Source organism: Pseudomonas sp. LBUM1653, assembly GCF_059716115.1.
In genome coordinates, this window is the sequence record NZ_CP166803.1 from 3704234 (window position 1) to 3718176 (window position 13943).

The 13943-nt window shown below is 59.7% G+C and carries 11 protein-coding genes; 4 read left to right on the forward strand and 7 right to left on the reverse strand.

The genetic code is table 11. From position 1 onward, the window contains the following. Positions 1-7: 7 nt before the first annotated feature. Positions 8-2320, reverse strand: a complete 2313-nt coding sequence (locus ACA054_RS16620; RefSeq protein ID WP_497685216.1) for an ATP-dependent DNA helicase — start codon at positions 2318-2320, stop codon at positions 8-10. Then, on the reverse strand, positions 2317-3984 hold the full coding sequence (locus tag ACA054_RS16625) for a VRR-NUC domain-containing protein (RefSeq protein WP_497685217.1): 1668 nt from the start codon (positions 3982-3984) through the stop codon (positions 2317-2319). The genes ACA054_RS16620 and ACA054_RS16625 overlap by 4 nt, the downstream gene beginning before the upstream one ends. Positions 3985-4179: 195 nt before the next feature. Here ACA054_RS16625 and ACA054_RS16630 point away from each other — a divergent pair, with 195 nt between their 5' ends. Next, the gene (locus ACA054_RS16630) at positions 4180-4404 is read left to right on the forward strand and encodes a YgdI/YgdR family lipoprotein (protein WP_497685218.1); all 225 of its coding nucleotides are present in this window, start codon (positions 4180-4182) and stop codon (positions 4402-4404) included. Positions 4405-4496: 92 nt separating this feature from the next. Continuing rightward, positions 4497-5156, forward strand: coding sequence for an MliC family protein (locus ACA054_RS16635; protein WP_497685219.1), 660 nt, complete (start codon positions 4497-4499; stop codon positions 5154-5156). A 54-nt stretch (positions 5157-5210) separates the two neighbouring features. On the opposite strand, the gene ACA054_RS16640 is transcribed toward ACA054_RS16635, so the two are convergent. The 4 genes from ACA054_RS16640 to ACA054_RS16655 form a co-directional block, all read right to left on the reverse strand. Next, complete coding sequence (locus tag ACA054_RS16640) at positions 5211-6296, reverse strand: polyamine ABC transporter substrate-binding protein (RefSeq protein WP_497685220.1); 1086 nt, start codon at positions 6294-6296, stop codon at positions 5211-5213. Between the two features lie 64 nt (positions 6297-6360). Continuing rightward, positions 6361-6702 (reverse strand): cupin domain-containing protein, encoded by a 342-nt coding sequence (locus tag ACA054_RS16645; protein ID WP_497685221.1) that lies wholly within the window; start codon positions 6700-6702, stop codon positions 6361-6363. Positions 6703-6732: 30 nt separating this feature from the next. Next, positions 6733-8139: an NAD(P)/FAD-dependent oxidoreductase gene (locus ACA054_RS16650; protein ID WP_497685222.1), complete on the reverse strand. Its 1407-nt coding sequence runs from the start codon at positions 8137-8139 to the stop codon at positions 6733-6735. A 50-nt stretch (positions 8140-8189) separates the two neighbouring features. Then, positions 8190-9005, reverse strand: a complete 816-nt coding sequence (locus ACA054_RS16655; protein ID WP_497685223.1) for a helix-turn-helix domain-containing protein — start codon at positions 9003-9005, stop codon at positions 8190-8192. A gap of 259 nt (positions 9006-9264) precedes the next feature. Between ACA054_RS16655 and ACA054_RS16660 the strand changes: the two genes are divergently transcribed. After that, positions 9265-9537, forward strand: coding sequence for a DUF1652 domain-containing protein (locus tag ACA054_RS16660; protein ID WP_497634893.1), 273 nt, complete (start codon positions 9265-9267; stop codon positions 9535-9537). 909 nt (positions 9538-10446) lie between these two features. On the opposite strand, the gene ACA054_RS16665 is transcribed toward ACA054_RS16660, so the two are convergent. Next, on the reverse strand, positions 10447-12930 hold the full coding sequence (locus ACA054_RS16665) for a UvrD-helicase domain-containing protein (protein WP_497685224.1): 2484 nt from the start codon (positions 12928-12930) through the stop codon (positions 10447-10449). A gap of 277 nt (positions 12931-13207) precedes the next feature. On the opposite strand from ACA054_RS16665, the gene ACA054_RS16670 reads away from it, so the two are divergent. Next, a complete protein-coding gene (locus ACA054_RS16670; protein WP_497685225.1) occupies positions 13208-13903 on the forward strand; it encodes a pirin family protein in 696 nt (231 codons plus the stop codon). The last annotated feature ends 40 nt before the right edge of the window (positions 13904-13943 follow it).

Consider the following 13943-nt stretch of genomic DNA (forward strand, 5'->3'; position numbering starts at 1 on the left):
TGATCCCTCACATCGGGTGCTGTTTTTCTGCAGTATGCGATAAACCATCCATTTGAACAGCCGCCGGTGCGATTGACCACCAGCGTGGCAGCAATTGCTTGACCTTGCTCTCGCCAAACCGGTCATCGATCAACATCACCACGCCTTGGTCCTGTTGGGTACGAATCACTCTGCCTGCGGCCTGCACCACTTTTTGTACGCCGGGAAACAGGTAGGTGTAGTCGTAGCCTGCGCCGAATATTGCCGCCATGCGCTGCTTGAACTGCTCGTTGACCGGGTTGAGCTGCGCCAGCCCCAGGGTGGCGATGAACGCGCCGATCAAGCGTGCACCCGGTAAATCGATGCCTTCGCCGAATGCCCCGCCTAGCACCGCGAAGCCCACGCCCTGGCCCTCGGCGGTGAACCGGTCGAGGAACGCCTGGCGTTGCGCCTCCGCCATACCCCGTGACTGTGACCACAGATTGATCCCGGGATATCGCTCGGCGAGCAACTGCGCCACTTGCTGCAGGTAATCGAAGCTACTGAAGAACGCCAGGTAATTGCCAGGGCGCTGCATGAACTGTTGGGCGATCAGCTCGACGATCGGCGCCAGGGAGGCCTGGCGATGAACGAAACGCGTGGAGATCTGGTTGATGATCTGTACGTGCAACTGATCGGCGTGAAAAGGCGACTCAACGTCGATGCACACGGTGTTCGCCGGGGTACCCAGCAAATCGGCGTAATAGTGGCGAGGGCTGAGGGTCGCCGAGAACAGGACGGTGCTGCGTGCAGCGCTCAGGCGCGGCCCGATGAAGCCGGCGGGCACCACGTTGCGCAGGCAAAGTTGCGAGAGGTTGCGCTTGCGTTCGAGGTCGCGCTTGCTGATGTCGAACAGGTAATGCTGATCGAAGAGTTCGCCCACCCGACAGAACTGCAGCACGTCGAAGTAGAAGCTCTGTAATGCACTGTCGAGTCCCTGGGGATGATCGTTCAGGTAATCGCCGATGCTGGCGCTGCACGATGACAAGGCCTGGAGCAGTTTTTCCGGCGGCTTGTCGTAGGCCTGATAGGCACCGAGTTGCTGGTTATGCAGGGCATTCCATTCGCGGTTGACCCGCTGCAGGGATTTTTTCAACGCCTCGGGGGCGGTTTTTCGTACGCCGTCGAGGGTCGATTGATCGAGGCTGGCGCTGTACATCTGCCGACCACGTTCCACCAGGTTGTGGGCTTCGTCGACCAACACTGCGACTTTCCAGCTGTTGGCCTGGGCCAGGCCGAACAACAGCGCACTGAAATCGAAGTAATAGTTGTAATCGGCAACCACCACGTCGGCCCAGCGCGCCATTTCCTGGCTCAGGTAATACGGGCATACCTCATGCTCCAGGGCGACCTGGCGCAATGCGCTCTGGTTCAGCAGGCTCAGCTCGCTGGCGGCCTGACGCGCCGCCGGCAAACGATCATAAAAGCCCTGGGCCAACGGGCAGGATTCACCGTGACAGGCTTTGTCCGGGTGTTCACAGGCCTTGTCCCGGGCGATCATCTCCAGCACCCGCAGGGGCGGCGCGTCGGCGCGTTCCAGGATTACGTGCGCGGCGTCCAGGGCCAGCTTGCGTCCAGGGGTTTTCGCCGTGAGGAAGTACACCTTGTCCAGTTGCTGCGGCGCCAGAGCCTTGAGCAGCGGAAACAGGGTGCCAACGGTTTTGCCAATCCCCGTGGGCGCCTGGGCCATCAGGCAACGGCCGGTGCTGACGGCCTTGAACACCGATTCGGCCAGGTGACGCTGCCCCGGGCGAAAGTCGGCATGGGGAAACGCCAGCTGTTGTGCCGCAAGGTTACGCCCCTGGCGATGCGCCGTTTCCTGTTCGGCCCAGTGCAGGAACAGGCCGCAATGGTGTTCGAAGAACTGCCCGAGTTCGGCGGCATTGAACACCTCGACCAGACAGGTTTCCTTTTCACTGACGATATCGAAATACACCAGCGCCAGGTTGATCTGCGCAAGGTTGAGTTTGCGGCACATCAGCCAGCCGTAGATCTTGGCCTGTGCCCAGTGCAGCTGCCGGTGGTTGGCCGGTTGCTTGCTCAAGTCGCCACGGTAGGTCTTGACCTCTTCGAGGCAGTTTTGCGCGGGATCGTAGCCATCCGCCCTGCCCTTGACCGTAAGGCCCTGATACGCACCTTCGAGGGCGACTTCACTCTGATAGCCGTCGCTGCGCCGTGACGCCACCGTGCGGTGCCCAACGATGCCTTCCAGCGCGGTCGGCGACGGGGTGAAGCGCAGGTCGAGGTCACCGACCTTGGCGGTGAACTCACACAACGCCCGCACTGCGATGTTGTAGCTCAAGCGCCCTGCTCCGCCCATTGCACATAACACACGGCAATCGGCATCCGGTGCTCATGACAGAACTCCAGCCAGCGCAGCTGGTTATCCTGCAGGCGATCCCCCGGCCCCTTGACTTCGATCATGCGGTAGGTTTTTTCCTTAGGCCAGAACTGGATCAGGTCCGGCATGCCCGCACGATTGGCCTTGATGTCCAGCAACAACCGGTTGAACCAGTGCCTGAGGTGTTCGGCGGGCAAGCAGTCCAGCGCCTGCTCCAGCAGCGCCTCGCTGAGGGCGCCCCAGAACACGAATGGCGACTGCACGCCCCACTTTTCGGCAAAGCGCACGCGGATGGTTTGAAGGTATCGCCCGTCTTCGAGTTCAGAGAGGCAGGCCTGGAACAACTCGGCCCGGCGGCTATGGAAGTCTTCACTCAGCAGGTCCACCGGACCGCGCTGGAACGGATGGAAAAACGCCCCCGGCAGCGGTGCGAAAATCGCCGGCCAGCACAGCAGGCCGAACAGCGAGTTGATCAGGCTGTTTTCGACGTAATGAACCGGCGCCGAATCTTCGCCCAGGTGCGCCTGCACGTAGTCCTCCACCGACAACAAAGGGTCGGTCCTGCTCAGTTGCAGGTCCAGGCGCAACATCTGCCGTGGGCCTGGACGCTTGACCGCCGGCCCGCCGAGCTTGCGACGCAGCCTGGGCAGGACACGCAGCAGGTGTTGATGCTCCGCGGCGTTTTGCGGCGATTGTTCGGCCCGGCAGGCCAGGTCCAGGGCCAGCTGGTATTCACCGCAGCGCTCCAGCACACGGATCATGCGCAAGCGCGCGCCGGGATACGCGCAGTCCCGGTACAGGGTCAACGCGGCGGAAAAATCACCGACGCGCTCGCACGCTTGGCCCATCTGAAACAACAGCTTGTCGCGACGCCTCTGCAGCCAGGGATTGCTCAGCGCCAGGCCGTTGATTTGCTCGACGATGCCCACCACCGCCTCGCCGGCCTCGAAAAGCTGCTGGCACTGGTAGAGGAACATGCAGGCGTCGACGTCCTCGCGGCTGCGCAAGCCTCGGGAGTCGGCGCAAAACTCGACTTTTTCATAGGTGAAGATCCCCAAGTCCGCCAGGACGAATTCGGACCAGTCCTGGTAAAGATTGCCGAAAAACATCAAGCGCAGGCGATCGCACAGGCTCATGATGGTCAGGCTGAACAAGCGGTCGCTCAGCGTCGGACACCAGTCGTTGAAGGCCTGCGCTTGAGCAAACTGCTCGCAGAGTGCCGGCAGCCAGTCGGTCTTTTTTCCCTTAGGGTGGACAATGGCGCTGCCCAGGCATTGAAGTATTTCCGCCTTGAGCAACACTTCGAACAACGACTCGATCGATAACGGCTGGCGCTCGTCGAGCCAGCCCAGCGCCAGTAACGGCCGGGCTGCGCTGGCGATGTCACCGATCTCGGCGTAATGCAGCTTACTGGCCCGAAAATGAATGCCCTTGCGCATGACCAGCCTGACCAGCAGCGCCCGGGACTCGCGGGGCAAGCCATTGAAATCGCGAATGAAGCGGTGCTCTTCTACGCTCAACACGTCGGCATAGCGATGCTCAAGCCAATCAAGCACTTGCATGAAGTTGTTGAGGTAGTAGAACGGATCGTCGAGAGGGTTTGCAGTCACGGGCATTAGGGCCAAGATTAGCGAGCACTGGTTATGCATACAGATACCAGCAACGCCCTGCCCCATGCAAATGGAAAAGGATAAGCGGCGGCGCTGTAAGGGATTTTTCCACCGGGCATCGAACTTTCTGCCGTTCCGTGGCACCAACCGCCAGAGAGGTGCATTCGCTTGCGACAGCCGCACTGTTTTTTTCAACAATGAGAGGTGATCATGAACATCAAGACTCTGGGGTTTCCCCTTGCAGTAGCGGCCTTTATCGCCCTGGCCGGCTGCTCGACGCCCACGGTGGTTACCCTGCAGAACGGCACCCAGTATTTGACCAAGGACATGCCTGAAACCAAGACCAAGGACGGTTTCTTCGAGTTCGAGGATATTTCCGGTGCCAAGGTCAGAGTCAGGGCCGATGAAGTGACCACGATTCGCCAGGAAGACTGAGGCGGCGAATCGTTCTGCTCCCCTGGTGTGGCAGGTTTCGAGCACTGCCTTACACTGCGATAGACCCAGTGCGACCGAATGATGGTGTCGAAATGAAAATGGTCACGCCACACTTGACCTCCCTCCTCGCGGTCGGCGCTTGGGCTTCAATGAGTCTCTGTGCAAGCGCCGCGACACCCGCGCGATCCTTCAATACCAGTTTCGACTGCGCCACGGCCAGGGAGCCCGTCGAAAAGCTGATCTGTCGCGACGCTCGACTGGCGCAGATGGATGTCGAGCTGACGCGGCTGTATCGCCTGGCGCTCACCGATGAGCATTCGGTGCCGCGGCCAGACAAAGTCGAGATCGACCAGCGCTTCTGGCTGCTCGCCCGCGATCAGTGTGCCGCCGAAGCCGATCCCAGGTCATGTACGGTCAGCCGCTACGCCGAGCGCGCGCACCAGCTGCGCCAGGGCTCGGCCATTGCCAGGACCAAGGATCCAAGCAGGCTCACCGACGGCCCGCTGGCCTTTCGTTGCGCAGGGCTTGGCGCGCTGGTGGCCGCCACGTATTTCACGGTCGATCCGGGTGTGGTGTACCTGAAATGGGCCAATACCTCGACCACACTGGAACAGGTGCCGAGTCCTTCCGGAACCCTGTACAGGGGCAAGGACTACAGGGGTAGCCAGAGCTTCTGGCAAGACGGCAATGATGCGCTGTTGCAGATTCCGGGCGCAGGTGATGTCAAGTGCACGGTCGAACCTGTCAGTTGATCCCGCACATCAAAGGCAACGGGACGTCCTGTCCCGATGACCTGGGTAAAATCTTCAGCTGCCGGTACGAATCTTGTTCCAGACCCGTGTACGAATCCGGTCGATGTTCAACGGCATCGCTTCGAGCGCAAACAGTTTCCCCATCATTTGCGGGCTCGGATAAACCTTGGTGTCGTTCTTGATGGCCGGGTCGATCAGGCTGTCGGCCTGTTCGTTGCCATTGGCGTAGTGCACGTAATTACTGACATTGGCCATGACGTCCGCACGCAACAGATAGTTCATGAAGGCGTAGCCGGCCTTTTCGTCCGGTGCATCCACGGGCATGGCGACCATGTCGAACCAGATGGCTGCGCCTTCCCGGGGAATCGAGTAGCCGATCTCTATGCCGTTCTTGGCTTCCCTGGCACGGTTTTCCGCTTGCAGGATGTCGCCGGAGAAACCGACCGCCACGCAGATATCACCGTTGGCCAGGTCACTGGTGTACTTGGACGAGTGGAAATAGCTGACATAAGGCCGGACTTTCACCAGCAGCGCTTCGGCCTTCTTGTAGTCTTCCGGGTTTTTACTGTGATGTGGCAGGCCCAGGTAGTTCAGCGCGGCCGGGAGCAGTTCCGGGCCATTGTCGAGAATCGCCACGCCACACTTTTGCAGCTTTTGCATGTTCTCGGGCTTGAATATCAGGTCCCAGGAATCCACTGGCGCGTTCTCGCCCAAAACCGCCTTGACCTTGGCAACGTTGTAGCCGATGCCGGTACTGCCCCACAGGTACGGGAAACCGTGCTCATTACCGGGATCGTTGGTCTGCAAGGCCTTGAGCAGCACCGGGTTAAGGTTCTTCCAGTTGGGCAACTGCTCCTTGTCGAGCTTTTTCAGGGCGCCGCCTTCAATTTGTCGGGCCATGAAGTGGTTGGACGGGAACACCACGTCGTAACCGGATTTGCCGGTCATCAACTTGCCATCGAGGGTCTCGTTGCTGTCGTAGACGTCATAGGTGAAGGCGATGCCGGTTTCTTTCTGGAAGTTCTTCGTGGTGTCCGGCGCAATGTAATCCGACCAGTTGTAGATCTTGACGGTGTCGGCTGCCTGGCTGATGGAAGCGGCCAGCATCAGCGGCGCCAGGAACAGTGTCTTTGGGGTCATGAGTCGATTCCTGTGGGGGCTGTTTTTGTTGTTGGAGAGCGGCAGGCAATCAAGGGACCGACATTCAGAAAATCAAAACGTAGGTCTTGCGCACGGTTTCCTGGATTTCCCAAACGCCGAGGCTGTTGGCCGGCAACATCAGGGCATCGCCAGCTTCGATGTGCAGGGTTTCACCCTCGTCCGGGGTGAAGGTGCAACGCCCCTGGATGAAGTGACAGAATTCCTGGGCGACGATCTGCCGCCGCCAGCGACCGGGGGTGCATTCCCAGACGCCGGTCTCGACGCCGTCGTCGCGTTCTACGCTGGTGGTCGAAGCCACCGCCACCGGTGTACCCAAAGGGACGGCGACCGGGTTCGAGTCTTGCAGTTGCAGGGTGGCGGTGTTCTTGAATTGGGTAATGCGCATGGGAGTACCTGTCAGTGAAGAAAACGCTGTTTAGTGCATGAAACCTTCCATGAACCCCGCGACCCCGCTGGCGAGTTTGCGCCGCCATGGCGCGCTGGCCGGGTTGGCCAGGGTCTGGTCTTCGTGGACGAAGCTGCGGATGATCGCGTTGTAGCCGAGCCAGCGGCAGGGTTCGGGCTCCCAGGCTTTGAGCGCGTCCAGACCGCCCTGGGCAATCACCCACGGTTGGTGCACCCGTTCGGTGTCGCGCTGCAGGATCAGGTCGGCAAGGGTCCTGCCGCCCAGGTTGCTGGCACCGACACCCTCCCCGCCATAACCGCCGGATAAGGCGATACCGCTGGCCTGGTCGCACAGCATGTGAGGCTTGAAGTGCCGCGACATGCCCAGGTTGCCGCCCCAGCCATGGGTGATCTGCACATTGCGAAGTTGTGGGAACAGTTCGCCGAACAGGTAACGCCGCAACTCGATTTCGCTGCGCGTCAGGTCAAAGTCATGGCGCAACTTGCCGGCAAACTGATAGCCCCCACGGGCGCCAAAGATCAACCGGTTGTCTGCCGTGCGTTGGCCGTAGGTCACCTGGCGACTGCTTTCGCTGAACGCCTGGCCACGACTCAGGCCGATCTCGTCCCAAGTGGCGGCCGACAATGGTTCGGTGGCCACGATCAGGCTTTGCACCGGTAACTGGTAACGCCCCAACGGCGGCAAGGTCACCGAATAGCCTTCGACCGCCGGTACCACCCAGCGGCTGCGCACCGAGGCTCGGGTCGTGCGCAGGCTGCCGGACTGCCAATGGATAACGGGGCTGTTCTCGTAGATCCTGACGCCCATGCGCTCGACCACGCGCGCCAGCCCCCGGACCAGTTTGGCCGGATGCAGGGTCGCGACGTGTGGCGCATAGATACCGCCATAAGGCTTGGCCACGCGGATCTGTTGCGCCAGCTGCTCCGGGCTCAGCCAGCGGTAGTCGTTTTCGTTGAGGCCCTGGCTGTACAGCTTGTCCAGGTACTGGCGCAGGCTGGCCTCCTGCTCGGGATAGCGAGCGGCACAATACAGGGCGCCACCTTTGCGATAATCACAGTCGATACCTTCACGATCGATGACGTTTTTCACTTCATCAGGGATGTCATGCAGCAAATCGTAAGAGGCGCGACGTTGCTCCGGTGACGAAGCCGCGAGCAGCCGGTCTTCGCCCAGCAGATTGCCCATCAACCACCCGCCGTTGCGCCCCGAGGCACCGAAACCGGCGGTTTGCGCCTCGATGATGACAATGTTCAGGTCGGGAGCCTGTCGCTTTAGGTAGTACGCGGTCCAAAGCCCGGTGTACCCCGCGCCGATAATGGCGACGTCGACGTCCAGATCCTGTTCCAGCGCCGCACGCGCCACCAAAGGCTCGTCGAGTTGGTCCATCCACAAACTGATAGTGCGCCACGCCGGCATGCAAGACTCCGCCACTCAGACTTCGATGGCGTTGATCCTAGTGCGCGGGCTCAGGCGCTGTCTTGCGCGCGTGCACGCAAAGAAATTTGTTTGACGTAGGCCTTGGGCGACAGGCCGGTGTGCTGGCGGAAACAGCTGTAGAACGCCGACAGCGAATTGAAACCGGCGGCAAACGCCAATTCGTCGATACGCACCGGTAGCGTGGCACTGTCCAGCGCGTTGAGCAGGTGCTGCAGGCGTGCCTGGTTGACGTAGCGATAGAAGCTCTGCCCCAGCACTTGGTTGAGCAGATAGGAAATCTGATTGCGACTGTACCCGCACTCCTGCGCCACCCGTTGCAGGTCGAGCTCCGGGTCGAGATACGGTTGCTGGCGTTGAAAGTACTGTTGCAGGTCGTCGGCCATGAAGCTCAACTGACGTGGCGACAACCCCAGTCGACTGACCGCCGGGCGCTGGGTGTCGGCGTTTTTGCGGGTTGGCTGCTCGTGAACCAGCGAAGCGTATTCGTTGACCCGCCAGATCAGTCCGTCCTTCACGGTGATCGCTTCACTGGCGCGAAACGACACCAGCCCCTCACCGCCGCGCAGGGTGATGCGGTACTGGATGAACGCGGTGTTGCCATCCAGGCGGATGCGGTCCGAGTGTTCCAGCGCTTCATCCGGGTCACGGGGCATGCTGCTTCTCACATAGTCACGCAACTCTTCCAGCCCCATCACCCGGTTCTGGAAAAAATCGCTGTATTGGACTTCGGGGTGATACAGCGCCATGACCCCGTCCAGGTCGCGGTGTTTCCAGCGCAGGTGGTAACGCATGACCGTCTCGCCCGTGGCCTGGGTTTGCAGCGGGCCATCATCCTCGGCGTGCATGAAAGGTCTTCTCGAAAAGTGCCGAGCTTGCCCAAGTTTGCCCGCGCCTTCAATGGCAGATCGGGGCTGGCCGTTGCGCAAACGATCACGTAGTGACCTGCATCAAAAAAAACGCAGCAATTGCCAAACGGCCTGAAAAATCCACATTTATTTCACATCCAGGTGCTACTTTTAAAGACTGTCAAAGGTTGAGCCAATGAAGGCTCCTCCCTCCTAACCTGAGCTAACGGAAGCGCTCGATAAAGAAGGCGGGCAACACATGAATAAAGGGTTCAGCAAGGTCACTTTTCCAAATGCCTGCCAGCTGATGCGCTGGCATTTCCATCCCATGGGTTTCGAGGCAAGCATGGACGCCCCGGGCAGCATGATTGCCCGTTTGTTTGATCGAGCCAGTGGCGAGACCATGATCGCCATCGCCGGTATCCCTTGTTCGACGGTCATGAATGCCGCCGACGTCGAGCGAATAATCGAAGCCGTGGAGGATGAGCTTGAAGCGTTCATTCCTCCGGTGGCCTTTAGGAGTTATGCCTGACGGCAGGCCTCCCATCCAAAAGCCCACGATAAGGTGTAATGCTGTTCACTTTAGGTTGGGGGCTGCAGGTGCATATTTGGATTGGGTGTATATCCGTTGCTGCGGTAACGGCCACTTGGGGTTTCGCCCTTACGGCGAGTCACTTTCGAAAATCCGGAAGCCGGCCCAGTCGAAAGTAACCAAAGCGCTCTTGCCCCACCACTCGGTGCCTCGCTAGGGCTCGGCATACCCTCACTCCGGCATTGCTCCGTGGGTCGCCGCGATGGGCCATCCCTGGCCCAGCGCGGCTAAACCGGCGTCCTGCCGGTTTACCCACTACGCAATGCCTGCGTTCGGCCATCGTGGTTTAACGGGGCGCCCAGATCAAAAACAAAAGCGAGGCGGCCTGACAGCCGACCTGATTGCAGGCTTGTCCGCGATCCAATTGTGGGAGCGAGCCTGCTCGCGATGGTCGTCCAGATAACGCGACCATCCAGACAGCACGCGTTATCGTTGACGTCCATCGCGAGCAGGCTCGCTCCCACAGGGGATTGGGGGGTATCTGCAAAGTCAGGTCGGCTGTAAGGCCGCCTCGCTTTTGCTGTTGCTTTAGCTTTTGATTTTCTTGCCCCCTCGAGAGGCCGAGTGGAGGTTCTGCGCAGTGGGTAAACCGGCATGGATGCCGGTTTAGCCGCGCTGGGCCAGGGATGGCCCAGCGCGGCGGGCCCACGGAGCAGGACCGGAGCGAGGGTATGCCGAGCTACAGCGAGGCACCGAACGCCAGGGGCAAGAGCCCTTGGTTACTTGGGGCTCTTCCAAGTGACTCGCTGTAAAAGCGAAACCCTAAGTGGCCGTTACCGCAGGAATGGATATGTACACCTGAAAGAAATTGGTCGGCTATCAGGCCGCCTTCGCCGGCAAGCCGGGCTCCTACAAGGATTTTGCCGGTGTCTTTGCCTGCCGATGATCGATGAAAAACGCCTTGCCCTGACCGATCCGGTCCGACGCCTTGGGCATATTCACCGCCTGGGTCTCCTGCGCATCGACATACCAATAGCAATGGCTAACCGCCCGGGTAATGCCCACGTAAGCCAGGCGCAAAATCTCGTCTTTCTGGGCATTGTCATAAGGTTCACTGTCGCTAGCCTTGCCCAGGCCCGCCATGCGGTACACCTGGTTTTTGTACGGCGAACGGGTCAGGTGCTGGCAATCGCCAAGCAGGAACACAGCGTCCGCCTGAAGCCCCTTGGCGCTGTGATAGGTCAGTTGCTTGAGGCGCCGGGCTTCATGCGGCAAGCTAGAATCAACATTAACTACAGATTGAATATGCTGCTCTATTAATAACTTATCGCTACTTTTTCGATAAAGCATCAAGATTGAATCACCCTTTCGGTAGTGCTCCATCAAGCGCAGGGCCATGCCCTGATCGTCTCGGTCCAGCACATTGACCGGCAGCAATTCCTTTGGCTCACCGCTGGCCTTGGCCTTCTTGCCGGCAATCCCAGGCGCGGCTCGCACGATGTGTTCGGCGGCGTCAATGATGTGCTGGTGGCTGCGATAGTTGTCGCTGAGCATGACCTTGGTGGTACTCGGCGACGAGAATGTCTTGTTGAACTCCATGAAGTACGTTGGCGAACTGCCACGCCAACCGTAAATCGACTGCCAGTCATCCCCCACGCACAACAATGACGAGTGCTGGGCGCCGCGCCCTACGTGCATGGCCGGGCCGCGACTGCGGATTTCGGCCAGGCTGGCGCGGATCCACGAGACGATTTGCGGCGAGACATCCTGGAACTCGTCGATCATCAAGTGCGACAGCGGCCGCAACAGCTCGTCGCTGAGCAGTTTGAGGTTTTCCGGGGAATGTTCGCTGAACAGCGCGAACATGCGGTTGTAGGTCATGACTGGCGGTTTCTGGTCGAGCAAATGATCTTCCAGAGCTCGCCAGTACAGACTCAAGGCCTCGAAGAAAAACCGGTCCGGGTCATCCTTGGCAAAGCTCATCTGGCCCACGGCAGTCGGCACATCCAGGCCGAGGTTTTCGATGAACCCGGCGGCAGCGACAAAACAGTCCAGCAATGGCGCAGACGCCAGCTCACCCTTGACCTTGTAATCGAAGCCAGGCCCGGCGCTGGCATCGCCGCCAAGGGACGCCAGGACGCGCCTGGATGATTCGTAACTATCCAACCATATCAATGGCTTACGACAGAAAGCTTGAAACAGCGTGCGCTTCACCGCTGTTTCCGCACGCAGCGTCAGCTTGGCGTTTGGCCGGGTCAGCTGCGGATTTTCACCAGGGTCGAAACCTAGTACCACCCAAGCGTCCAGCGACGCAATGTAACCGTGGCAATGAAAGGCGCTGCCGTTGATATCAAAAGCCTGGCGCTTGGGCTCTATGCCTTTGATCGGCCAGGCGCCAGCGCGAAACCACAGGTCTTCCACCAGGTCGCAGAGTTCTTCATCGCGCTTGGCAGCCAGCTCGGTGACAGCCACACGCTTTTGTACATCGGGGTGGTCGCGCTCCAGCTCCTTGAGTTGCAAGGCGTGACGAGACAATGGCTGGATCAGCTCGCGAAAACGCTCATCGCGGCTGTGCAAGGCGTGATAACAGGCGTTGAGTTGCTGACGCTGGGCGTCATTGATTCGCAGGTCGAACGGATTGCTGTCCACCTCGTCATCCGCGCCTTGCGCCCGGTGACTGAGGTTTTCGAAGGCTTGCAGCCGTTCGAAGCCCGGCAGGCTGCGAACCATCGGCAGGATCCGCGAATGGAAGGTGCGCACCAGGTCACGCGCCTCCCGCAAACCAAGCGCACGTCCCCAGAGCGCAAACAGCTCGACCAGTTTATTGATGAAGTCCTTGCGCGACTCGCGGGTAAAGGTCACCACGGTCATCGAGCTGAGTTCGAAACCCAGGTAGTGACTCAATAACAAAATCCGCAGGACCAAGGTCGTTGACTTGCCTGCGCCCGCACCGGCAATCACCGACGTCGATGGAGTATCACTGAAGATCATTTTCCACTGCGCGGCGCTGGGCTGGGCATATGTCGGCAGCAGCCGGGCGACGTCGGCTTTCATGCGTTTCTTCAATTCGGCGGTCAATGGCAGGCGCCAATCGTCGAACAAATGGTCATCGATGTTGGGTGGCCGGTGCTCGGTGCAGCGCGAATCGCGAATCAGCAAGACTTGCCGGCCCTCTTCCAGCCCTTCGAGCTTGCCTTCCTTGTATCCATAGTCCACCCCGGCGCTATGACCACTGCGAAAACCGTCTGCCTGTCCGTGCAACCAGGACGCGCGGTGCTGTGCGCGCAGGCGTGTCAGGCCATGACCGAAAAAGCGCGCGGCCAGGCGCTTGAGCAATGGCATCTCGGCCAGGGGGCGAAGTTCAGGCGGAAGATCGGGGATGTGTTGCGGCACGCGGACGGACTCCAGGGTGTGAGGCTGTTGAGGGCTATGGTGTCTGTATTTGCCGTTGAGTTCTAGTGAAATGCTTATGACTCATCGGCTTATGCGCGATATTGAAGGCTGGATAAGACTCATTCGAGGTATTTTAACATCAAACAATTCGATGATTATAAGGCACTTTTTACGCTTTTTATCGATTGTTACCTGACGGATGATGCCCGTCATCAACCACCGGTCTCGATACGTGGCCAGCCCTTGCGCCCCATGACGAACCTTTCAGGAGACGATCATGCTTGAACTCAGACCTTTCAACTCGCTCGGCGGCGCTCACCATGGCTGGTTGGATGCCCATCACCACTTTTCGTTCGCCGAATACCATGACCCCAAGCGCATGAACTGGGGCAACCTGCGAGTCTGGAACGATGACGTGATTGCCCCCGGTACCGGGTTCCCGCAGCACCCGCATCGGGACATGGAAATCATCACCTATGTCCGTGAAGGTGCAATCACCCACCAGGATAACCTGGGCAACAAGGGTCGTACTGAAGCCGGGGACGTTCAAGTCATGAGCGCGGGTACCGGGATCGCCCACAGCGAATACAACATGGAAGCCACGCCGACCAAGATCTTTCAGATCTGGATTATTCCCAACGAATCCGGCCTGCCACCTTCCTGGGGCGCCAAGCCGTTTCCTAAAGGCCAGCGCGAAGGTTTCGTGACCCTGGCCAGCGGCAAGGCCGGGGACGATGAAAGCCTGCGAATCCGCGCCGATGCGCGTTTGGTGGCGGCGAACCTGAAAGCCGGTGAAACCGCTGAATATCGCCTGGACAGCGGCCGTCGCGCTTACCTGGTGCCGGCCACGGGAGTCATTGAAGTCAATGGCTTGCGTGCACAAGCTCGAGACGGAGTTGCGGTTGCCCAGGAGCAGGTGTTGCGGGTGACGGCCATTGAGGACAGCGAGATCGTGTTGGTGGATCTGGCTTGACCAGGTAAATCGTTGGCGTCTGGACTGCCGCCATCGCGAG